Annotated in this window: 24 protein-coding genes; 13 read left to right on the top strand and 11 right to left on the bottom strand. The window is 41.7% G+C overall.

The genetic code is table 11. The features are described 5' to 3' along the window. The first annotated feature begins 6 nt into the window (after positions 1 to 6). From rlmB to rplI, 5 genes are all read left to right on the top strand, one after another. Positions 7 to 756 (top strand): 23S rRNA (guanosine(2251)-2'-O)-methyltransferase RlmB, encoded by a 750-nt coding sequence (rlmB, locus tag PZ638_RS19275; RefSeq protein WP_144139693.1) that lies wholly within the window; start codon positions 7 to 9, stop codon positions 754 to 756. 155 nt (positions 757 to 911) lie between these two features. Next, a complete protein-coding gene (rpsF, locus tag PZ638_RS19270; RefSeq protein ID WP_004905988.1) occupies positions 912 to 1307 on the top strand; it encodes a 30S ribosomal protein S6 in 396 nt (131 codons plus the stop codon). An 8-nt stretch (positions 1308 to 1315) separates the two neighbouring features. After that, positions 1316 to 1633 carry a primosomal replication protein N gene (gene priB / locus PZ638_RS19265; RefSeq protein WP_094961667.1) on the top strand — a complete coding sequence of 106 codons (318 nt, stop codon included), beginning with the start codon at positions 1316 to 1318 and terminating at the stop codon, positions 1631 to 1633. A 4-nt stretch (positions 1634 to 1637) separates the two neighbouring features. Then, a complete protein-coding gene (rpsR, locus tag PZ638_RS19260) occupies positions 1638 to 1865 on the top strand; it encodes a 30S ribosomal protein S18 (protein ID WP_000135199.1) in 228 nt (75 codons plus the stop codon). A 38-nt stretch (positions 1866 to 1903) separates the two neighbouring features. Further along, positions 1904 to 2353, top strand: a complete 450-nt coding sequence (gene rplI, locus PZ638_RS19255) for a 50S ribosomal protein L9 (protein WP_004905983.1) — start codon at positions 1904 to 1906, stop codon at positions 2351 to 2353. Between the two features lie 97 nt (positions 2354 to 2450). On the opposite strand, the gene PZ638_RS19250 is transcribed toward rplI, so the two are convergent. Both PZ638_RS19250 and PZ638_RS19245 read right to left on the bottom strand, forming a co-directional pair. Continuing rightward, entirely contained in the window at positions 2451 to 3200 is a 750-nt protein-coding gene (locus PZ638_RS19250; RefSeq protein WP_112308113.1) for a CDP-diacylglycerol diphosphatase, read from the bottom strand. 150 nt (positions 3201 to 3350) lie between these two features. After that, positions 3351 to 3950, bottom strand: coding sequence for a LysM-like peptidoglycan-binding domain-containing protein (locus PZ638_RS19245; RefSeq protein ID WP_094961665.1), 600 nt, complete (start codon positions 3948 to 3950; stop codon positions 3351 to 3353). A 218-nt stretch (positions 3951 to 4168) separates the two neighbouring features. Here PZ638_RS19245 and PZ638_RS19240 point away from each other — a divergent pair, with 218 nt between their 5' ends. Together PZ638_RS19240 and cysQ are read left to right on the top strand one after the other, a co-directional pair. Beyond that, positions 4169 to 4789 carry a BamJ family beta-barrel-assembly machinery protein gene (locus tag PZ638_RS19240; RefSeq protein ID WP_004907421.1) on the top strand — a complete coding sequence of 207 codons (621 nt, stop codon included), beginning with the start codon at positions 4169 to 4171 and terminating at the stop codon, positions 4787 to 4789. Between the two features lie 124 nt (positions 4790 to 4913). Further along, entirely contained in the window at positions 4914 to 5654 is a 741-nt protein-coding gene (gene cysQ / locus PZ638_RS19235; protein ID WP_004905978.1) for a 3'(2'),5'-bisphosphate nucleotidase CysQ, read from the top strand. Positions 5655 to 5698: 44 nt separating this feature from the next. Here the strand turns inward: cysQ and mqo are convergent, their stop codons facing one another. The 4 genes from mqo to PZ638_RS19215 all read right to left on the bottom strand — a co-directional run bounded on the left by mqo (position 5699) and on the right by PZ638_RS19215 (position 9013). Then, a complete protein-coding gene (gene mqo / locus PZ638_RS19230) occupies positions 5699 to 7192 on the bottom strand; it encodes a malate dehydrogenase (quinone) (protein WP_094961664.1) in 1494 nt (497 codons plus the stop codon). Positions 7193 to 7200: 8 nt separating this feature from the next. Further along, positions 7201 to 7590, bottom strand: a complete 390-nt coding sequence (locus PZ638_RS19225) for a cupin domain-containing protein (protein ID WP_036958789.1) — start codon at positions 7588 to 7590, stop codon at positions 7201 to 7203. Positions 7591 to 7903: 313 nt separating this feature from the next. Continuing rightward, a complete protein-coding gene (gene nudK / locus PZ638_RS19220; protein ID WP_094961663.1) occupies positions 7904 to 8494 on the bottom strand; it encodes a GDP-mannose pyrophosphatase NudK in 591 nt (196 codons plus the stop codon). A 114-nt stretch (positions 8495 to 8608) separates the two neighbouring features. Then, complete coding sequence (locus PZ638_RS19215) at positions 8609 to 9013, bottom strand: YgiW/YdeI family stress tolerance OB fold protein (protein ID WP_036958838.1); 405 nt, start codon at positions 9011 to 9013, stop codon at positions 8609 to 8611. A 179-nt stretch (positions 9014 to 9192) separates the two neighbouring features. On the opposite strand from PZ638_RS19215, the gene qseB reads away from it, so the two are divergent. Both qseB and qseC read left to right on the top strand, forming a co-directional pair. Then, positions 9193 to 9855, top strand: a complete 663-nt coding sequence (qseB, locus tag PZ638_RS19210; protein WP_004905970.1) for a quorum sensing response regulator transcription factor QseB — start codon at positions 9193 to 9195, stop codon at positions 9853 to 9855. Next, the gene (gene qseC / locus PZ638_RS19205; protein ID WP_144139702.1) at positions 9855 to 11216 is read left to right on the top strand and encodes a quorum sensing histidine kinase QseC; all 1362 of its coding nucleotides are present in this window, start codon (positions 9855 to 9857) and stop codon (positions 11214 to 11216) included. Before qseB ends, qseC begins: the two co-directional genes overlap by 1 nt. A gap of 194 nt (positions 11217 to 11410) precedes the next feature. On the opposite strand, the gene PZ638_RS19200 is transcribed toward qseC, so the two are convergent. Further along, on the bottom strand, positions 11411 to 11971 hold the full coding sequence (locus PZ638_RS19200) for a YtfJ family protein (RefSeq protein ID WP_094961662.1): 561 nt from the start codon (positions 11969 to 11971) through the stop codon (positions 11411 to 11413). 290 nt (positions 11972 to 12261) lie between these two features. Here PZ638_RS19200 and PZ638_RS19195 point away from each other — a divergent pair, with 290 nt between their 5' ends. Beyond that, positions 12262 to 12468, top strand: a complete 207-nt coding sequence (locus PZ638_RS19195; protein ID WP_004905964.1) for a DUF1107 domain-containing protein — start codon at positions 12262 to 12264, stop codon at positions 12466 to 12468. Positions 12469 to 12542: 74 nt separating this feature from the next. Here the strand turns inward: PZ638_RS19195 and paeA are convergent, their stop codons facing one another. Both paeA and msrA read right to left on the bottom strand, forming a co-directional pair. Next, positions 12543 to 13910 (bottom strand): polyamine export protein PaeA, encoded by a 1368-nt coding sequence (gene paeA, locus PZ638_RS19190; protein WP_144139691.1) that lies wholly within the window; start codon positions 13908 to 13910, stop codon positions 12543 to 12545. A gap of 253 nt (positions 13911 to 14163) precedes the next feature. Beyond that, positions 14164 to 14805 (bottom strand): peptide-methionine (S)-S-oxide reductase MsrA, encoded by a 642-nt coding sequence (gene msrA, locus PZ638_RS19185; protein WP_110591051.1) that lies wholly within the window; start codon positions 14803 to 14805, stop codon positions 14164 to 14166. 133 nt (positions 14806 to 14938) lie between these two features. Between msrA and tamA the strand changes: the two genes are divergently transcribed. Genes tamA through PZ638_RS19170 form a run of 3 tightly spaced genes read left to right on the top strand, consistent with a single transcriptional unit; the run spans position 14939 to position 20805 of the window. Beyond that, complete coding sequence (tamA, locus tag PZ638_RS19180) at positions 14939 to 16681, top strand: autotransporter assembly complex protein TamA (RefSeq protein WP_094961660.1); 1743 nt, start codon at positions 14939 to 14941, stop codon at positions 16679 to 16681. Then, positions 16678 to 20454 (top strand): autotransporter assembly complex protein TamB, encoded by a 3777-nt coding sequence (gene tamB, locus PZ638_RS19175; protein WP_094961659.1) that lies wholly within the window; start codon positions 16678 to 16680, stop codon positions 20452 to 20454. Before tamA ends, tamB begins: the two co-directional genes overlap by 4 nt. Before the next feature lie 3 nt (positions 20455 to 20457). Continuing rightward, complete coding sequence (locus PZ638_RS19170) at positions 20458 to 20805, top strand: gamma-glutamylcyclotransferase family protein (protein WP_004905952.1); 348 nt, start codon at positions 20458 to 20460, stop codon at positions 20803 to 20805. Positions 20806 to 20949: 144 nt separating this feature from the next. On the opposite strand, the gene ppa is transcribed toward PZ638_RS19170, so the two are convergent. Further along, positions 20950 to 21480: an inorganic diphosphatase gene (ppa, locus tag PZ638_RS19165; protein ID WP_004905951.1), complete on the bottom strand. Its 531-nt coding sequence runs from the start codon at positions 21478 to 21480 to the stop codon at positions 20950 to 20952. 205 nt (positions 21481 to 21685) lie between these two features. Next, positions 21686 to 22693 (bottom strand): class 1 fructose-bisphosphatase, encoded by a 1008-nt coding sequence (gene fbp / locus PZ638_RS19160; protein WP_004905947.1) that lies wholly within the window; start codon positions 22691 to 22693, stop codon positions 21686 to 21688. Between the last annotated feature and the right edge of the window lie 18 nt (positions 22694 to 22711).

Here is a 22711-nt window from a genome sequence, read left to right as displayed (position 1 = left end):
AAATTTATGAGCGAAATGATTTATGGCATTCACGCAGTGAAAGCCTTACTTGAGCGTTCACCGCAACGCATTAAAGAAGTCTATATTTTGAAAGGTCGTGAAGACCGCCGATTAATGCCGCTGGTGCATGAAATCGAAGCATTAGGTGTTGTTGTTCAAGTAGCGAACCGTCAATGGATGGATAGCCAAACCGAAGGCGCCGTTCACCAAGGTATCATTGCGAAAGTATTACCGGGTAAACAGTATCAAGAAGGTGACCTGCCTGATTTATTGGAGAGCACACCATCGCCATTTTTATTGGTATTGGATGGCGTGACAGACCCTCATAACTTAGGCGCGTGTTTACGTAGCGCTGATGCCGCTGGCGTTCATGCTGTGATTGTTCCTAAAGATAAATCTGCTCAGCTTAATGCAACCGCGAAAAAAGTGGCCTGTGGCGCGGCAGAAAATGTTCCACTTATTCGTGTGACGAATCTGGCAAGGACATTGCGTTTGCTACAAGAATACAATGTATGGATTGTGGGAACGGCGGGTGAAGCTGACCATAATTTATACCAAAGCAAATTAACTGGCTCGATAGCCTTAGTTATGGGAGCTGAAGGCGAAGGCATGCGCCGTTTAACTCGTGAGCACTGTGATGAGTTAATTAGTATTCCAATGGCGGGCTCTGTGTCATCATTAAATGTGTCAGTGGCGACAGGGGTTTGTTTATTTGAAGCGGTGCGTCAGCGCTTACCTGTTTCTGTAGAAAAATAATATTTAATGTAAAACGGTATCCATCTCTTGAGTTTTATCTCAGGGATGGGTATAGTTACGCGTCAATTTTTTAGCCGCACTCAATAAGTTCCTTGCCTCCGCGGGCCGCGGTTAACCCAGACAGGAGGCTAATAATCCGTAAGGAGCAACTACTAATGCGTCATTACGAAATCGTTTTTATGGTCCATCCTGACCAAAGCGAACAGGTTCCGGGCATGATCGAGCGTTACAGTGCTGTTATCACTAACGCACAAGGTCAGATTCACCGTCTGGAAGACTGGGGCCGCCGTCAACTGGCTTACCCAATCAATAAACTGCACAAAGCACACTATGTTCTTCTGAACGTAGAAGCGCCGCAGGAAGCGATTGATGAGCTGGAAACTAACTTCCGCTTCAACGATGCCGTTATCCGCAGCATGGTTATGCGCTTAAAACACGCAGTAACAGAAGCTTCTCCAATGGTCAAAGCTAAAGACGAACGTCGTGGCCGTGACATGTCTGATGAATATCAGGATGAAGAAGTAGAAGAAACTGGGGATTCTGAAGAGTAATTGCGCAGGTGACCACTAATCGTTTGGTGTTAACAGGCATAGTCTGTAAAGCATTGATTCGAAAAGTGAGTCCGTCAGGCATTCCTCACTGCCAGTTTGTTTTAGAACATCGTTCACAGCAGCTGGAAGCAGGACTGTTAAGGCAAGCATGGTGCAGAATGCCCATTATCGCCAGCGGACAAACCTTACAAGCCCATACTCACAGTATAACGGTCGGCAGTTGGATTACAGTAAGCGGTTTCATTAGTACCCATCAAGGGCGCAATGGGATCAGCAAGATTGTCCTCCATGCCGAGCAGATTGATTTGATAGATTCTGGAGACTAGCCATATGGCACGTTATTTCCGTCGTCGCAAGTTCTGCCGTTTCACAGCGGAAGGCGTTCAAGAGATCGACTATAAAGATATCGCAACGCTGAAAAACTATATCACTGAAAGTGGTAAAATTGTACCAAGCCGTATCACCGGTACTCGTGCAAAATATCAACGCCAGCTCGCTCGTGCTATCAAGCGCGCTCGCTACCTGTCTCTGTTACCATACACTGATCGTCATCAGTAATTGGTACAGTCCATTAACGACTAATAGAGGATAAGGTAATGCAAGTTATTCTGCTTGATAAAGTAGCTAACCTAGGTAGCCTGGGTGATCAGGTTAACGTTAAATCGGGCTATGCTCGTAACTTCTTAGTTCCACAGGGCAAAGCTGTTCCTGCGACTAAGAAAAACATCGAATTCTTCGAAGCTCGCCGCGCTGAACTGGAAGCTAAATTAGCTGACGTTCTGGCAGCAGCACAGGCTCGTGCAGCAGCTGTTACTGCTCTGGGTTCTGTAACTTTAGCTTCTAAAGCTGGTGACGAAGGTAAACTGTTCGGTTCAATCGGTACTCGTGATATCGCTGACGCAATTACTGCGGCTGGCGTTCAAATCGCGAAAAGCGAAGTTCGCCTGCCAAACGGCGTTCTGCGTACTACTGGTGACCACGAAGTTCACTTCCAGTTACACAGCGATGTTTTCGCAGAGCTGAACGTTATCATCGTTGCTGAGTAATCAATAATGATGATATGCATCACTGGGTTATCCATGATGCGAATAAAAACACCGGCTAAGTCCGGTGTTTTTTATTTTCTAGACAATATTTTTGTATTTATTGATTAGCTAAGCATTGGTAGTCGAGTAATTCACCCGCAGAACCTAAGTTCAAATCCCAAAAATTCAATCGGTTGGCAAGTAATACCTTAGAACCATCTTTAAGCTGTACCATTGCTAGGCCAAAATTACCCATTTTATCGTGATGCTTGATGACATATTCGTTTAGTTGATGAAACGAATTTTCTACATGGGGTGAGCCTTCCGGAAATTTTTTGGCTAAGTAATGATGACTCGCTAGTTCAGAAGATAAAGAAGCCCAATGTGTTGTTATTGTTGATGAAAGTTGATTAAGCGTTTTATTTATCTCAGGTTTTAAGCAGGCAATATGAATATGGAGTTGGTCTTGGGAGCGGCCATATTGGGAGTTTACCGCAATGGCCAATAAATGTTCAGGAATTGGGTGGGTTGTTTGTTGTGACAAACTGCCCCTTTCTTGCCAAGCGATAGCAAAATAGTCGGGTGAGTTTTGTTCCAATAATTGGCTAGATTCTATCCCTGTGATCTTTTCAGTCGGGATAATTAAGTTGTGTAAAGGCCCTTTTTTATCTTTGAATAATACATAGTATTTTTCCTGTTCCACTTTCAAGCAGGGCAGCGTTGTTGGAAGTAATGGAATACATTGAGTATTAACGATGTTCCACAGCGCATTTGAATTGATCTTGAACCATGAAATAGAGCTAACAATCACGATAAGTAATAAAAGAGCCACACCTAAAAATATGTTAATCCATTTGCGCTTTAGCATGATAGTTTTTATTGCTTAACATGTTAGTGAGAGAGACTATTTATTATATATCGCTAAATTTATATATTGTTAAGCCAAGGTGGGGTAAATAGTGCAAATTCAGACTAAGTATTAGGGTAGCGGGATGCTACCCTAAAGTCGGTGTTTAAACTAAGGTGTACGGTAATAGCTTCCGTCACTTAACCGCGCGAAACTATAAGTTTTCCCATCAGAGCCGGTAGTTTCTAATAATTGAACTTCACCTTTTGTATTCGCTTTCAGACGAATTTTTTGCCCTTGGCGTAAATTACTCAGTGGTTTCTCCGCCCCTTCAACGCGTGCCATAATAAAAGCGTCATTGGCTTGTAAGTTATTATCGCGAAAGAGTTGTGCGAGCGTCTTCCCTTTTTGTACTCGGTAGTTTTGCCATTCATTAGCAGAAGGGCGAGTTGTTTTGGGCTCAGGCGTTTTTTCTGGTGATGTTACCGTCGTAGGCTCATTAGGTTCAGGCTCATTAGGTTCTGGGATAATTTCGGGCTCAGTAGGTAAAAGAGGTGAATTATCTTCAGGTGCCGGCACGGGCTCTGGTATCGGCGGTGTAATAGTCGGTTCAGGCACAACCTCAGGGGTAGTAGGTGGTGGGATAACAATAGGCTGGTTTTGAACAATATCGCTGGGGGATTTTTCGCTTGCAGGCCAAAAAAAAGCGACCACGACAATTAAGGCAAGCAGTGCAATACCATAGCGATGAAATTTTGAAAGTTTAAACATCACTCCTCCTTGATGAGGCAATGAGTAAATTAGACCGTATTAATACGCATACTAGCACCCTTTTTAGGCTTTTTTAGCGTTGGGCTGAATTTTTCAGAGAACACTGAATAAATTTGTCGGGAATCAATCAGTTTTATTCTTTAGATTCATTGTTTGGGTTTACCCATAAGGATGGGGCTGCTATTCTTGGATTTTCTCAAAATCATATGGGTATTTTCATGGCAAACCAAAATTTCGATTCGGTAGAAGCTCAAGCGAGTTATGGCATAGGTCTACAAGTTGGGCAGCAATTATTAGAGTCAGGGCTAGAAGGTTTAGTGCCAAATGCAATTTTAGCAGGCCTCGTTGACGCTTTAGAAGGCAATATGCCATCGGTACCTGTTGAAACTCTGCACAAAGCATTGCGTGAAGTGCATGAGCGTGCCGACGCTGTTCGTGTATCCCGCCAGGCAGCATTAGCGGAAGAAGGCCAAAAATTCCTAGATGAAAACCAAAAACGTGATGGTGTTTCAACGACTGAGTCTGGCTTACAATTTTCAGTGATTAACCAAGGTGATGGTGCTATCCCATCTCGCTCAGACCGCGTACGTGTTCACTATACAGGGCGTTTAATTGATGGCTCTGTGTTTGATAGCTCAGTACAGCGTGGGCAGCCAGCAGAGTTTCCTGTAAGCGGCGTTATTCCAGGTTGGATTGAAGCATTGACCTTGATGCCAGTCGGCTCTAAATGGGAATTATATATCCCTCACCAATTAGCTTATGGTGAGCGTGGTGCAGGTGCATCAATCCCGCCATTCAGTACATTAGTATTTGAAGTTGAATTACTTGAAATTTTATAATTTCTGTTAGTTCAGTTCACAGTTAAAAAGCTTCATTGTCTTTGGACTTTGGGGCTTTTTTTATGGCGTTAATTTCACACAATTGCTACTCTTGCAGTAAAGGGTCATCAGAGAGGTGAATAATATGCTACAGCAAATTTGCGAATTAGCTCAAGAAGCGGGTTATGCGATTATGGAAACTTATAATGCGCAAGAACCTTTACAGGTTGAACACAAAAGTGATAATTCGCCTGTTACAGAGGCTGATATTGCCGCCCACAATGTGATTACCGCGGGCCTTGCTCGTATTGCTCCTGATATCCCCCAACTGTCTGAAGAAGATCCTCCTGAATGGCCAGTCAGGCAGAATTGGCAACGCTATTGGTTGATTGACCCATTGGATGGAACGAAAGAATTTATTAATCGTAATGGGGATTTTACGGTTAACATTGCCCTTATCGAGAACGGTGTACCAACGATGGGGGTAGTATATGCCCCAGCGAAAGGGCTGCTGTACTACGCTGAAGGTAATCAGGCATGGAAGGAGGAGGGTGGCCATAAGCAACTTATTCATGTGAATGATGCCAAGCCACCAGTCATTGTTATCAGCCGTTCCCATCAAGACAATGAATTAATGGATTATTTAAAACAAATGGGTGAACACACGACAGTAGAAATTGGTTCTTCACTCAAATTTTGTTTGGTTGCGGAAGGAAAAGCACAGCTTTACCCACGTTTTGGGCCTACAAATATTTGGGACACTGCAGCTGGACATGCGGTTGCCATTGGTGCAGGGGCAAAAGTCGTTGATTGGCATGGAAAAACGCTCGATTATACACCTCGAGAGTCTTTCTTAAATCCAGGTTTTCGGGTGATTTTATTCTAAACATCAATAAAGGTTGGGAAGTGATTTCCCAACCTAATTAATAACTAATTATCTAGTTGCAGCACTTTGGCAGTGGCTGTACGAATATCTAAACAGGCTTTTGCATCCGTTTTTAAGTCAATCCCATAGGTTGGAATGATGTCTTTTAAACGTGTTTCCCATCCATCGCCTTTGAGTTGCTCATCAAAACACGTTTTTAATACGTTTAGCGCAATAAATGCCGCTGTGGAGGCCCCCGGAGATGCTCCCATCAATACAGTAAATGATTTATCCGCACTAGTAATCAGTTCTGTACCAAACTCTAAAACCCCTTTTTTATCATGGTCAGGTTTAATAATTTGTACTCGTTGCCCTGCAACCACCTCTTTCCAATCCTCATGCTGTGCTTCTGGGTAGAATTGTTGCAGCATAGCAAATTGGTGAGCAGAAGTTTGCAGGACTTGGCCCACTAAGTATTCTGCGAGTGACCAGTTATCTTTCGCAACCGCAAGCATTGGTTCAATGTTATTCAATTTAACCGATTCAAACAGGTCTAAATAAGAGCCGTGCTTAAGGAATTTACTCGAAAAACCGGCATAAGGCCCGAATAATAGAGAACGTTTACCACCAATAATACGAGTGTCCAAGTGTGGAACAGACATTGGTGGTGAGCCTTTGTCTGCTTTACCATAGACTTTTGCATGGTGGCGAGAGGCAATTTCTTCGTTATCACAACGCAGCCAGATACCACTGACGGGGAATCCACCATACCCTTTTCCTTCAGGGATCCCTGATTTCTGTAGTAATTCGATTGCTCTACCGCCTGCACCAACAAACACAAACTTCGCGGAAGTCATTGTTTTCTCGTGCGTGAGTAGGTTTTTAACTTCAATATTCCATCTGCCATCGGCGGTTTTTTTAACATCGATGACTTCATGTTTATAGTGAATTGAAAAACCGGGCTGTTCGCTTAATTGTGCGATTAATAAATGCGTTAGCGCACCGTAATCGACATCAGCACCGGTATTAACACGGGTAACCGCAATCGCTTCTTTAGGGTCTCGGCCTTCCATGATCAGAGGTGCCCACTCGTTGATCTGCTTTGGATCATCACTGTATTCCATGTTGTGGTAACAGTGGTGAGCAGACATCTGTTGGTAGCGTTGTTTCAAGAATTTTACATTGTCTTCACCCCAAACAAAGCTCATGTGTGGGCATGGGTGAATAAAGTCACGTGGGTCTTTAATTTTGCCTTTGGTGACCAGATAAGACCAAAGCTGACGAGAGAGATCGAATTCAGTATTGACTTCAAGGGCTTTACTGATGTCCACCGTACCATCTGGATTTGGTGGTGTATAGTTCATCTCACAGTTAGCGGCATGCCCTGTTCCCGCATTGTTCCACGGGTGGGAACTTTCTTGGGCACAGTCGTTTAGCCTTTCAAAAACGGCGATCGTCAGTGAAGGTTCAAGTTCTTTGAGAAATGTACCAAGCGTTGCACTCATGATCCCTGCACCTATGAGAGCAATATCGACATTCTCAGCAATGGGTTTGCTCATGATGCCCCCTATTTTTTTGTTGGAGTGAAGCAAAGATCGGTGCCTTCTTGATAGACAACATAAGCACGACGCCAAGGCTCATCACCAATAAGCCGCCATTTATGGCCTGTTCCTGTATTATCTTGCGCAAGTAAAATATCACCTGGGTTGATGATAAATTTAGAACCATCTTTGGTTTCGAATTCTAAAGTGCCTGAAAGTGTAATGACATAGCGAGGAACTGGGTCTTGATGCCAATCAAAAGAGCCGCCAGAAACTGTTTCACGAAAGGTAAGCTCGTTGACTGCAATGGTAGGGGTTTGGTTATCGCCTCCTGCTATATTATTGAGCTCAAGAGTGCCCTCTTCAAATAGAGAATTTCCATCTTCTCCTGTCCACATACGAACGCAGCGTATCATTTTATTTAGCTCCTTAATCACCGACTGTAATGTATAACAATTATTTGATATTCATTAGATGCAAAAATAAGACTCTTAAAATGATGATATATAAAATTAATATTATTTGAATTTAAAGTTTTTTAGCGAGTAGGTCAAAGCTAAATATGTTTTATCTTGGCTTTATGATTTTATTTTTTAATTAAACAACAAAATAATAAAAGTTGATTGTCTTTTTATGATTTGTTTTATTTTTATCGTTCGTTTAATGACTGATAAAAAATAGGAGAGCTCACGATGACTTATTTTATCATTATGAGCTATAAGTATAGGATCAGCTTTTTAGAATAGAGTTTAGGGCGAGATATTGGATTAGCATAATGGTTTTACCATCAACTATTTCTCCCGTTCTTATCGCATCAACGGCTTTAGGGAAGGGCCACTCTAAAACTTCAATATCTTCCCCTTCTTCTTCAAGCCCACCACCTGCGTTACGACGATTATTATCGCTATATTCAGCAATGTAAAAGTGGAGTTTTTCGGTGACTGAACCAGGGCTCATAAAGGCTTCAAAAACTTTTTGAATTTTATCGACTTTAAAACCCGTTTCTTCTTCTGCTTCAGCAATAATACGAGCTTCTGGTGAGACATTTTCTAGTAAACCAGCGGCGGCTTCGATCAGAAAATCAGAATAGCCATTAACATAAACAGGCATACGAAATTGACGAATTAAAATAATGCTATTTTTTATTTTGTTATATAACAAAATAACGGCACCATTGCCTCTATCATAGACTTCGCGCTCTTGTTGTTGCCAACTACCATCTCGACGTTGTAACTCATAAGTATATTTTTTTAAAATATACCAATTATCTGAAAGCAGTTTCTCACGAATATTCCGTATGTTAGGGAGTTTTACAGTCATTAAGCAGCCTTAGTAAGCAAAAATAATTTTGTTAATTTAGCACTGTTAATTTCTGTATGAAATAGGATTTAGATGGGACCTGCTTTAGAGCAGATCCCATTGTAAACTTGCGGGTTATTTAATTATTTGGATTTGTTTAACTTCGACTTCTCTTGAATTCCAGTCTTTATCAATTTTACCGCGAATTTCAACTTTATCTTTTGGCGTTACATTTATGCCATTCCAACGCTTTTCGCTGATTTCTAAATTAATAGTGCCAGTACCATCGGTGAATTCATAATGTTTATGGTCAAGTTGTTTGACGATATTCCCACGTAAAATAACCCAGCTGTCATCTGACATATCAAGTGCTTTTGCGACAGTCATTTCCCCACTATTTGGGCCGATGAAACCACCGGTTGGAGAGGTTTGGGCTGTTGTATTTGTGGCAGCGCCAGGGCCGTCAAACCCGCCATTTGCAGCGAAAACAGGTGCACTCGCGAGTGCAGCAACTAAAGCAATTACAGGTAATTTTTTCATCATCGGTATCTCCAAATTGGATGTAAACTTGTTTGTATGGAGGGTATTAAACCAAGTAAATCTTAACAGGATCTTAAGAAACTTAACTAACGAATTATATTTTTAATTTTGCCAATAATAGCTAGTCATATTATAGCTGATAGGATAAATATAATAATATTCTAATATGGGGGTAGATTATGCGAATTCTACTAATTGAAGATGACCGGTTAATTGGTGATGGCTTAAAAGTGGGCTTAACCCAATTAGGATTTACCATTGATTGGTTTATGGATGGTAAACAGGGGCAACTCGCTTTATTTGATGCACCTTATGACGCTGTTGTACTCGATCTTTCGTTACCAAATATTGATGGAATGGATATTTTGAAGCATTGGCGTAAGGAGGGGCGTGATGAGCCAGTCTTGATTTTGACGGCACGGGATGCTTTGGATCAGCGTGTTCAAGGACTTCAACAAGGGGCTGATGATTATCTTTGTAAACCATTCGCTTTAATGGAAGTCATGGCGCGTTTGCAAGCGTTGATCCGCCGCCGAAGTGGGCAATTATCTTCTAAACTTACGCATGGTGATGTCGAAATGGATCCAGTTGCAATGACGGTGACACAGCAAGGTGAACCTGTACAACTAAAAGGGAAAGAGTTTGCTTTACTTTCTTTATTTATGCATAACCCAAATAAAGTTTTTTCTCGCCCTTTAATTGAAGAAAAATTATATAACTGGGATGAAGAGGTCTCTAGTAACTCGGTTGAGGTACATATCCATCATTTAAGGCGTAAATTAGGCAATAAGTTTATTCGAACCATTCATGGTGTTGGTTATCGATTAGGTGATGATAAATGATGAAGACATTTAGTCTTAGGCTGAAACTCACTTTAATGCTGCTCTTGTTAGCTTTACTGACATGGGGGATCGCCAGTTCGTTAGCGTGGTACCAAAGCTATAAAACGATTAATGAGCTGTTTGATACCCAGCAAATGGCGTTTGCTAAACGGTTATCTGTTTTACCATCAGGCTTTGAATTGAGCCAGCCTTCACTGACTAAAACCAAAAAACTATTGCGAAAGAACCGTGGCCATCAAGATGACGATGCACTGGCATTTGCTATTTTTACACCAGGCGGCGAAATGGTATTAAACGACGGTGATAACGGTAGAGACATCGTCTATCAATTTAAGCGAGAAGGGTTTAGCGATGGGATGATCCAAGGAAGTGACGACCCTTGGCGTTTTGTGTGGCTAAAATCTCAAGATGGTCGATATATCATTGCAGTAGGGCAAGAGTGGGAATACCGACAAGAAATGGCAACCGATATTATGGTTGCACAATTTATGCCTTGGTTGATTGCTTTGCCAATCATGTTATTACTATTTTTATGGCTGTTGACACGAGCTTTACGCCCATTGAAGGACGTAGCAAACCAGTTATATCACCGAAAACCTGATGAACTAACCCCAGTACAAGTGACGCGAATTCCCAGTGAAGTAAGACCTATTATTGACTCTATGAATGTACTGTTTGGCCGTATTAATGAAATGTTTGCTCGTGAACGACAATTTACCTCGGATGCGGCTCATGAACTACGTAGCCCACTTGCAGCATTAAGGGTGCAGGCAGAAGTGGTGCAAATTGCAGGGAATGATGCAGATATCCGTAACCATGCAGTGGCTAATTTATCGGAAGGTATTGATAGGGCGACAAGGCTTGTTGACCAACTACTGATGTTGTCTCGGTTAGAGTCATCCACGCAACTTGATGATATTACAGTTGTATCTTGGCCTGAGTTAATTGAAGCGGCGATAAAAGATGTAGAGCCGGAAGCTAAAGAGCAGCAAACAACGATAATAAATACTTTAGTTGCTAGCCCCCCTGATTTTCAAGGTCAGCCATTACTACTCAATGCGTTGCTGAGAAATTTGCTCAATAATGCAATCCGTTATGGAAAAATAGAGGGGCGAGTGGAGATTATTTTGTATGCTGATCACCTTGAAATTCAAGATGATGGTAATGGCGTGACACCTGAAGTTTTACGGCGGTTAGGTGAGCGCTTCTATCGTCCGCCGGGACAAGAAAAAACTGGGAGTGGCTTAGGGCTCTCTATTGTTAAACGGATTGCGCAATTGCATCATTTACAAGTTATTTTTACTCATGGCGTTAATGGGGGCTTTTGTGCCAAAGTGTATTGGAATGAAACTAAAACGTGATAATAAGCGCATTAATTATGATTGTTTATTAAAATAATAATCATAATTATGCATATTTAATGTAAGGGCATTTTAGCATAACTCACTATTTTTAACTCAAGTGAGATAGGGCTAACTACCTGTCGCGTGTGAGAAATTGTAGTGTGCGAATTGCGCACACTACATACTAACTTAGTAACTGCAAAAGGTAGACGTTATTGGTTTAGTGATGAGACTAACAAACTAATGACTTTTTGAATTTCTTGGGTATTTAATTCACCATCTTTGAAAAACAACACTTTCCCTTGATTATCTAATACGATAATTGCTGAACTTTCTGGTTTCAAGCCCCATGCGTTCTTCACCGTACCTTCGCTATCAACAATAAATTGTGAATATGGAAACTCTTTTTTGCTATCTTCAACGCTGTTTTTCACAAATACACCCGTACCGAAAATTGCATCATCGGTATTAATGATTGTTGTTGTTTGATAGCTATCATGAGGGAACTTGGCTTGCTTGATAGCCTCAACTAAGGGGGCATTGAGTTCTTTTGCTGAAGAACGGCCAGCAATGTGTTGGATAGTACGCACCTTTCCAACGAGCTGTTGGCTTTTCCACGGTTGATAATCCAATTTCCCGTCATTATTCATGACAAGCTCACCCTTGTCAGTGACAGAAACAGCAGGAACAGATTGGTTTAATTGAATATTTGCTGCAGAAGCTACTGCAGATACCCCAAGCAAGCATATTAAAAGTAAATAATTTTTTATCATAAAAGCCCCTTGATTGATTATTTTGCCATGTGAGCCTAGTGGTTTGTCTGATGACTACTATTTATAGCATAGCTCATCGGATGAGTTACAAGAGGTAATTTAACATTTTTTTAAAATTTAGAATAAAAGCAAAGTTTATGGGGTTTTAACAGTTAATTTACAGTGTCATGTTATGTCAGTAAATTGAATAAAACTGCAATTTTAGAACCAAAATAAAAATTTCTTGTCTATGATTATTGTACGGTATGAGTTATTGAATATCGTAAGAACAAAGGGGAGGCAAAGTTCTAATGAAAATTTTTAACCGTTATAACCCATCTAAGATTGCTCTTTACGTCAAAACGCTATTCCGTGGCAGGCTCTATATTAAGGATTTTGGGGCATTTGAGTTTAACTATGGGAAAATTCTACCACCTAAAATCAGTGATAAGCGCCATTACAATGTGATGAGTGAGGTCAATAAACAGGTTTCATTATTGCAGGCAGAACTGGGGTAGGTTAATCAGCAGTTTTTGGTTAACAACGCGCCACATAGGTGGCGCATTGAAAGAAACGGCTTCGCTATCAAGCATTAATGTCCTGTATCTTTTGTTTGTTGTCTTGCGCCAGCCGTTTCAATAGTATTTTTTCCGGGTTGTACAACGACAGGTGATGGCGCTGTAGTCAGGCGAGTTACGAGTAATTGGTCAATTTTGTAATTATCAATATCGACGACTTCAAATTTATAGCCCGCATATTTCACATAATCTGTCCGTTTCGGCATTCTTCTTAACCGGTACATCATAAACCCTGCGATGGTTTCATAGTTGCTAAAGTCAGGGAAATCATCAATATCTAAAATGCGCATCACATCTTCAATTGGCGTTCCGCCTTCAACTAACCAAGAATTCTCATCACGTACTACGATTTGCTCTTCTTGCCCTGGACCAATTAAGTCCCCCATTAGAGTGATCATTACATCATTGATGGTAATGATACCCATGACTAATGCATATTCGTTGAGAATCACAGCAAAATCGACGGCGTTTGTTTTAAATGCTTCTAAGGTATCTGATAATGAGAGGGTGTCAGGGATCATGAGCGTATTTCTAATGTGAACACCATCTTTTAAACTTAAGCTCTGCCCATTGAGTACACGGTTAAGTAATTCTTTCGAATCAACATAACCAATAACATGGTCAATACCCCCTGCACATACTAGAAACTTAGAATGTGGCTGGGTTGAAATTTTATGTTTGATGCTTTCTTCTGACTCGTCTTTGTCAAAATAAATGATACTTTCACGCGGAGTCATCGCTGATGGTACAGTACGTGATTCCAGCTCAAACACGTTCTCAATTAATTCGTGTTCTTGTTTACGTAACACACCCGCTACAGCACCTGCTTCAACGACCGCAAAAATATCATCAGAAGTGATATCTTCATTGCGTGATGTAGGTAATTTGAATAATTTAAAAAACAGGTTCGCAAGGCCATTAAAAAACCAGACGAATGGGCTCAGTACCACTAAACAGAAGCGCATCGGATTCACAATACGAATTGCAATGGCTTCAGGTTTTACCATACCAATGCGCTTAGGCGTTAAATCAGCCACTAAAATAAACAAGCTTGTCACAATGGTGAATGACAGGATTGATGAAACTTGTTGAGCCCAGCTTGGGGATAAAAATTGAATAAAGATATCGTACAAAGCTGGAGAAAAAGCAGATTCCCCCACAATACCGGCAAGGATAGCAACGGCATTTAAACCAATTTGAACGACGGTAAAAAACATTCCCGGCATTTCTTGTAATTTAAGCACGCGAGCCGCATTAATGTTGCCTTCGTCGGCCATAAGTTTAAGTTTAATGCGGCGGGAAGCTGCCAGAGAAATTTCTGACAAAGAAAAGAATGCGCTAATTGCACATAATAATAGAACAATTAATAAACTGTTGAGCATAAGTTATCCAGCCAATCAAAGGAAGAATCCATAAAATTCAAAAATCTCTGAAGGCATAGTCTCGTGTATTTAAATATATTGAGTATGCAAATATATGTTGCGCAATATGCGCAAATTGTTGATATGTTGCATTAGTATAGCACTGAGGTGATTTATCTGCCTAGATATTCATCATCATTCAAGCTGCTTTAAGTCATATTGAAAAGCAACTTGAATGGTTGGGAAGATGAACTCACTGTATTAAGTTATTGATTTATTTGTTTAACGAAGGTGGTAAACAGATACCAATCCCTCCTAATCCGCAATATCCATTCGGGTTTTTGTATAAGTACTGCTGGTGGTAATCTTCGGCAAAATAGAAAGTGTCTAAGGGCGCTATTTCGGTCGTGATTGCACGAGAGTCATGCTGCGCTATCATTGCATTTTGGTAAGCTTGCAGTGTTTCCATCGCTTGCTGGTCTTGCTCATCTGACACAGTATAAATTGCGGAACGATATTGGCTTCCCATGTCATTTCCTTGGCGCATGCCTTGTGCAGGGTCATGGTTTTCCCAAAATAATGTCAATAGTTGAGAGTAACTGATAACTTGCGGATCAAAAACGACACGAACCGCTTCTGCGTGGCCAGTTCGTCCAGAGCAAACTTCCTCGTAGGTCGGGTTAGGGGTCACTCCACCACAATACCCAGCAGAAGTTGAATAAACCCCAGCTTGCTGCCAAAATAATCGTTCAACTCCCCAAAAACAGCCCATGGCAAAATAAGCAATTTCCATATTCTTAGGAATAATCTCAATCGAATGATGGTTAAGCGCATGATATGGTGAGTAAGTCATAGCAGTTGCTCTGCCGGGCAGAGGTTGTGCAATACTTGCAGAGTGAAATTTATTAAAAGGCATAATGATTCCTATATGTATTGACCACACAAATAATCTAAAAATAGGGATAAAAACTTGTGTATATGGCGAATTTTACTCAAAATAAATTGATATGAAGTATTTAGTCAATCGAACAATCACCTTAGGAGTAGGCGTGTCGAAATACCCTCTAATTTGTTTTCTCTGCCTAACTGCGGCAGTGCCAGTGGTACACGCAGCTAATCTTCGTCTTAATATTGAAGGCCTTGAAGGACAACTTAATCAAAACGTTCGAGTACAACTGTCTAATATATCGCAAGATGAAGTTGTGCCAAATGGTCGTTTTCGAGCCCGTGTTGAGAAAGCAATTAAAGAAGGTTTAAAGCCTTTAGGTTACTACCAACCCACGGTTGAATTTAGCTATGAAGAAAAAACCCCGCCTGCTCGTTCCGTTTTAACCGCCAAGGTCACTCCTGGAGAACCTATTTTATTGAAGGGAGTGACTGTTGAATTGCAAGGTGGAGCAAAAACGGATCCCGACTATGAAAAGATGCTCAAACAATATACGCCAAAGCTTGATACAGTTCAAAATGATGGCGAATACGAAGAATTTAAAGGACGCTTTAGTAGTTTAGCTGTTCGCAAAGGTTATTTTGATGCGATGATGGAGAAAAGCCAACTGGGTATTTCTCTTGATCACCATGCGGCTTATTGGGATTTTGATTTTAACAGTGGTGAACGTTATCGGTTTGGTGCAATTTCTTATTCAGGTTCACAAATCCGAGAAGATTACCTGAATAACCTAGCCCCTTTTAAAAAAGGGGAATACTACACATCAGAGCAACTTGCTGAGTTTAACCGTCGGTTAGCTGAAACAGGTTGGTTCTCTTCTGCAATTGTGACACCGCGTATTGTGAGTGCGCGCAAAGCAAATTCTTATGAGTTACCGATGGAAGCGGTAATGACCCCTAGAGCGAAAAACTTTATTGAGCTTGGGGGAGGCTATGCCACCGATGTCGGCCCTCGCGTTAAAGCCACATGGAATAAGCCTTGGATTAACTCTCGTGGGCAGAGTTTAACGTCAAATATTAGTTTATCCCAACCAGAACAATTAATTGATGCGAGTTATAAAATTCCATTAAAAGCGAACCCGCTTGAGCAATATTATGCGGTTCAAGGGGGCTTTAAACGGACAGATTTGAATGATACACAAGCGAATACAACGACCTTGAATGTGTCTCGTAACTGGGATTATTCATCCGGTTGGCAATATGGCGTAAACATGCGTTGGATGCTGAGTAACTTTACCCAAGCTAATGTGACGAATACGACGATGTTGCTATATCCCGGGGCCTATGTAAGCCGCATTCGCCAACGCGGCGGTGTGATGCCAACATGGGGAGATAGCCAACGTTATTCTATTGATTATTCGAATAAAATTTGGGGTTCAGATATCGACTTCGCTGTACTACAAGCCAAAAATGTATGGATCAGAACGCCATGGGAGGGGCATCGCTTTGTCGTTCGTGGAAATATCGGTTGGATTGAAACCAATGACTTCGACAAAGTTCCACCGGACTTGCGTTTCTTTGCGGGTGGTGATGGTAGCGTGCGTGGATATGGTTATCAAAAGATCTCGCCAGAAGATAGTAAAGGTAAGCTGACAGGGGCATCAAAATTGGCGGTAGGCTCTGTGGAATACCAATATAACTTTACAGGAAATTGGTGGGGAGCGACCTTTATTGATAGTGGTGAAGCCGTTGATAACTTTAAAGATAATGATTTTAAAACGGGTGCGGGAGTCGGTATCCGCTGGGTCTCACCGGTTGGTCCAATAAAATTAGACTTAGCAAAACCTATCGGTGATCCAGATAACAACAAAATACAGTTTTATATCGGCTTGGGGACTGAGTTATGAGGTGGTTGAAGTGGCTAAAATGGACCAGTCTTTCCATTTTATTAATTCTCGTTCTGGTTGTTGCCGCACTCAGTTGGGTGATTGGAACGCAATCAGGTCTTCACTTTGCATTAAATACAGCGACACGTTTTGTTCCTGAATTAACCATTGATAAAATTGACGGTGATATTAGTAACTTAACGCTAAGTGGCGTTAAATATCAAATGCCGGGAGTTGATGTTAATGCGGGGAAATTAAATTTAGCGGTACGTCTAGGTTGTTTAACAAGCCGTGAGCTATGTGTCGACAACTTAGGCACGGAAAATGTTACTGTTACTGTCGATACCACCCAATTTCCCCCTGCTGAAGAAACGCCACCATCTGAACCTTTGACTGAACTCAAGGCGCCTTTGACTATTCGTTTGAATCAATTGGCTTTGGTTTCAACGCACGTCAATGTGGATGGTATGGATATTGATTTAGCTAAATTTACCACAGGGGTCACGTGGGAAGGGAAAGCGATCACTATTATTCCAACTGATATCATTGATTTGGCGATTAATTTACCTGAAACCAAATCAGATGTCGTCGCTGAAGAAAAACAGCCAGAGCCAACGCCGATTAATGAACAAAAATCATTAGCAGATGAATTAAAAGCGCTATTTTCTAAACCGTTACTTGCTGAATTACCCGAAGTTATTTTACCTGTTGATTTGAATGTCGACGGTATTAATGCTTCGAATTTTCAATTAACGGGTGCGACTGATCTCAAAATTAACCAATTGCACCTGAGTCTTTCAAATGAAGGGCAACAAGTTCTCGTTAAACAGTTAAAAGTCGATGCACCGCAGGGGAATATTGCGTTATCTGGCACGGCGACCTTGCAAGATAAATGGCCAGTCTCATTGTCAGTCGTGGGGGAAAGCCGTTTAGACGATTTAGATGGGCAAAAGGTAGATCTCTCCTTAAAAGGCGGTTTGATTGATGAGCTAAAATTGGCATTGAATTTACATGGGCCAATTAATGCAAAACTAGATGCAGAAACGGATTTGTCACAAGCAGACCTGCCTATTTTGCTTACATTAGAAAGTGATAAGTTAACGTGGCCGTTAGTGGGGGATGCGCAATATCAACTCGATGGGACACGTCTGCGCCTAAATGGCCGGCCATCGGCTTATGATATGTCTGTACGCTCAGCGATCACTGGGCAGGATCTCCCTCCTTCTACCTTGTTATTAGATGCGAAAGGTAATGAAGAGCAAATTAATTTAACTCGCTTACGTTTAGCCGCTTTGCAAGGTAATGCGGATATTACTGGCGTTGCGGACTGGAGCAAGGCGATTAGTTGGAATGCAGTATTGACTCTTTCGGGTATTAATACGGCAAAACAGTACCCTGAATGGCCTGCTAAAGTGGATGGCAAAATTGCCACTCGCGGAAGTTTATACGGTGGCAGCTGGCAGTTGGATATTCCTGAAATTATTTTAGACGGTAATGTTAAAAATAATCTTTTAAAAGCACGGGGTAAAGCCAAAGGTAACGCAGCAGGCCAATGGGATATTCCGAACTTTAATTTGGCATTAGGTAAAAACAATGTTGATGTAAAAGGTTCTCTTGCCGATAAATGGAATCTTGATGCCAAAATTAATGCCCCTGCACTCAATGGTTTGCTACCGGGCTTAGGTGGTGTGATTGCGGGTGATGTGAAATTACGTGGTAATTTACAAACACCAGAAGCCCTTGTTGACCTTACGGCACGCGGTGTGAAGTGGCAGGATGACCTTGCTATCGAAAATGTTGTTATCAAAGGAAATGTGGCAACAGGCGAACAAATTAAAGGGGATTTATCCGTTGTTCTGCGTCAGCTAAAACAAGGCGATCTTGTCGTCAATAACCTGACTTTAGATGCGAAAGGCAGTGAAAAACAGCACACTTTAAAATTAAATATGAAGGGTGAGCCGGTTTCTGGGCAATTAGCATTAGCGGGGAGTTTTGACCGGCAGACTGAAGTGTGGAAAGGGAATTTAACCAATACCTTATTTGATACGGTGGTGGGTGAATGGCGCTTAAACCAAGCAATGTCACTCGATTATGCCAACCAAACACAAGAAGTGACCATTGGCAGACATTGTTGGGTTAACCCGAATGCCCGTTTGTGTGTACCAAAACCGATTAAAGCGGGTAAAAGTGGTAGCGCGGATATCGTGCTAGAACGTTTTGATCTCGCAATGCTTAAACCATTTATGCCACAAGATACTCGAGTCAGTGGCGTATTTACGGGTAAAGCCAATGCCATTTGGAAAGCGGATGGCAGCATGCCACAAGTGAAGCTGGACTTGCGAGGAAATGATGTCAAAGCGGTTCAGTTCGTGGATGGAACCCGTTTGCCTATTGCTTTTGATACCTTAACGTTAAGTGCTGGGTTGAAAAATGGTAAGGCTGACCTTAGTTGGTTATTTGGGTTGGCTAATAACGGACAGATGCGCGGTAACATCCAAGTGTCTGATATTGAGAAACGTCGCTTGTTGTCGGGTAATGTTGAAATTAATTCGGTGACATTAGATTTAATCAAGCCGTTACTGGGCCAGAAGGAAGTGGCGAATGGCCGTTTAAGTGGAAATCTACGCTTAGGCGGGTCAGCGAATAACCCGTTATTAAATGGTAATTTAGCGCTTTCGAGTTTAGAAGTGAGATCTGCAATGATCCCGTTTGATATCAAAAGTGGTCATTTAGGTGTTAATTTCAACGGCACGAGCTCAGTCATGAATGGTCAGATAAACACGCCAGAGGGCTATCTGAACATTGATGGTGACGCAGATTGGCGCAATATTGATGCATGGCGTGCAAAAATCATGGCGCGAGGTAATAACCTCCGTGTTTCTTTACCGCCGATGATCCAAATTGATGTTCAACCGGATATTGTATTTGATGCATCACCTTCGGTACTCACGTTAAATGGTACGGTCAATATTCCATGGGCTCGAATTACTGTTCAAGAGCTCCCTGAGTCGGCGGTAAGCGCATCTTCAGATGTGGTGATGTTAGATAGCAACTTACAGCCAATTGAACAAAAAGCGCCATCCATTCCTATTCAGACCAATTTGGATATTAAAATTGGTAACGATGTTCGATTGGATGCGTTTGGCTTAAAAGCGCGCCTGACGGGTTTATTGAAAGTGGTTCAAAATATCCATGGCTTGCACATCAATGGTCAGGTGGATATTCCAGCTGGTCGTTTCCGTGCTTATGGGCAAGATTTGATTGTACGTAAGGGGCAAATTCAGTTCTCAGGCCCTGCGGACCAACCATTCTTAAACTTAGAAGCTATACGTAACCCAGACAACACGGCAGATGGCGTGATTGCAGGGGTGAAGGTCACTGGGCTTGCAGATAAACCGAAAGTAGAAATATTCTCTGAACCGGCGAAAACACAACAAGAAGCGCTGTCTTACTTATTAAGAGGAGAGGGCTTAGACAGTGGGGACGCAAATGGTTCACAAATGACATCTATGTTAATAGGCTTAGGTGTAGCACAAAGTGGGCAACTCGTGGGCAAAATTGGTGAGACATTTGGGGTCTCTGATTTAGCCGTCGATACCCAAGGTGTGGGGGATGGTTCTCAAGTCGTTGTAAGTGGTAAGATCACTAATGATTTACAAGTGAAGTATGGAGTTGGTATCTTTGACTCATTGGCGACGTTAACTTTACGTTATCGATTGATGCCAAAACTGTATTTAGAAGCTGTGTCTGGTGTTAATCAGGCATTGGATCTCCTTTACCAATTTGAGTTTTAGATTATGCGTGTAATTGTTTATGGCAGCTTAAGACAAAAGCAAGGAAATCATCACTGGATGACTTATGCTCAGCTACTTGGTGAGCATAAGCTAGAAGGCTATGAACTGTATGATCTTGGATATTATCCAGCGGTTGTCAAAGGGGATGGGGCGATAGAGTGCGAAGTTTATCGAATCAACCCGTCCATTTTGACAGAGTTAGATGAGCTAAAGAAAAATTCTCAAGACTATGTGAGGGAGCTCATCCCAACGCCGTATGGTAACGCTTGGATTTATCTATATAAACATTCCGTTGATGGTCTACGCCAAATAAAAAGTGGCGACTGGTTGAAACGTGATGAAGAAAAGTAGCTATCCAATATTATATTGAATGCTATAGTTATACAGGACGCCAGCTATGATAGCTGGCGTTTTTTATAGATTAATTAACTGATTATAACCCATAAAAAAAGCCCTGGTATTAACCAGAGCTTTCATAATCTCCCTATAGGGGGATTATTTTTTTGCAGCGCGTTCGAAAGATTCGATGATCTCTGCTTTTGCAGATGCCGCGTCTTCCCAACCATCAACTTTAACCCACTTACCTTTTTCTAAATCTTTGTAATGTTCAAAGAAGTGAGTAATTTGAGCACGCAGTAATTCTGGCAGGTCGTTCACATCTTTAATGTGATCGTATTCTTTGCTTAATTTAGTGTGCGGAACAGCCACTAATTTTGCATCTTCACCAGACTCGTCAGTCATTTTCAGTACGCCAACAGGACGGCAACGGATGACTGAGCCTGGTTGCAATGGGTATGGAGTTGGAACTAATACATCAACTGGGTCACCATCTAAAGACAGGGTGTTGTTGATGTAACCATAGTTGCATGGATAGAACATCGCTGTTGACATGAAACGGTCTACAAACAGCGCACCAGACTCTTTATCAACTTCATATTTGATAGGATCTGCGTTCGCAGGGATTTCGATGATAACATAGATATCTTCTGGCAGATCTTTACCTGCCGGTACATTGTTCAGGCCCATTTAAATGTATCCTTTGTGTGAATAATGAATTTACTCATTTTAATTTGTCGCTGGCATCGCATTTATTGCCGCCTTTAGGCAAATTAAATAATAGAGTAGATAGCGTGAGGGACATTATAGCCGTAAAAGGGGACAAAACTCACTAGTTGGTGAAAAAAAGGGACAAAAAAGGCGGGAAGCCCCGCCTTATAATTAATGAATTAGATTATTCCGTGTCAGGGAATTCACGCATAAATGATTCTGCTTTTTCTACCATCGACTCAGTTCCGACAAAGAACGGCGCACGTTGGTGTAATTCGCTAGGTATGATATCTAAAATGCGGTTTGCTCCGTCACTGGCTTTACCACCGGCTTGTTCTGCTAAAAATGCAATTGGGTTACATTCGTACAGAAGGCGCAGTTTCCCATTTGGATGGCTTGCCGTACTTGGGTAAATATAAATTCCCCCTTTGAGCAAGTTACGATGGAAGTCTGCAACCAAAGAACCGATATAACGCGTGGTATACGGACGATTTGTTGCTTTATCTTCTTCTTGGCAATATTTAATGTACTTTTTAACACCCATCGGGAACTTAATATAGTTACCTTCATTGATGGAGTACATTTTTCCTTCTGATGGGAACATCACTTTTTCATGAGACAAGCAGAACACGCCCAATGATGGGTCGTAAGTAAACGCATGTACACCAACACCAGTGGTGTAAACCAACATCGTTGATGAACCGTAAACCACGTAGCCCGCAGCCACTTGGCGGTTACCAGGTTGCAGGAAATCCGCTTCTGTAACCGGTTGGCCAATTGGCGTGATACGATGGTAGATTGAGAAAATTGTTCCAACGGAAACGTTTACATCGATGTTTGAAGAACCATCAAGTGGGTCCATTAAAACAACATATTTTGCGTTTTCTGCGCGGTCTCCTTCGAAAATGACAATTTCATCTTCTTCTTCAGAGGCGATACCGGCGACTTCTCCGCGTGCTTTTAAAGCCGCTTTCAGTTTTTCGTTTGCATACAGGTCAAGCTTCATCTGAACTTCACCTTGAATATTCGAAACACCGTTAGTGCCAAGAATATCGACAAGTCCAGCTTTATTAATATCACGATGGATAATTTTAGCGCCCAGTTTGATAGCTGATAATAAAGAAGTCAGCTCACCTGTTGCATGAGGAAAATCTTGTTGCTTTTCGACGATGAATTCGCCTAATGTTTTCATGACGAAGGTCCTGAATAA

It is taken from the genome of Providencia hangzhouensis (assembly GCF_029193595.2).
GTDB classification, from domain to species: Bacteria; Pseudomonadota; Gammaproteobacteria; order Enterobacterales; family Enterobacteriaceae; genus Providencia; species Providencia hangzhouensis.
The sequence above is the reverse complement of the archived record's forward strand: the minus strand, read 5'-3'. Positions and strand labels throughout refer to the sequence as shown.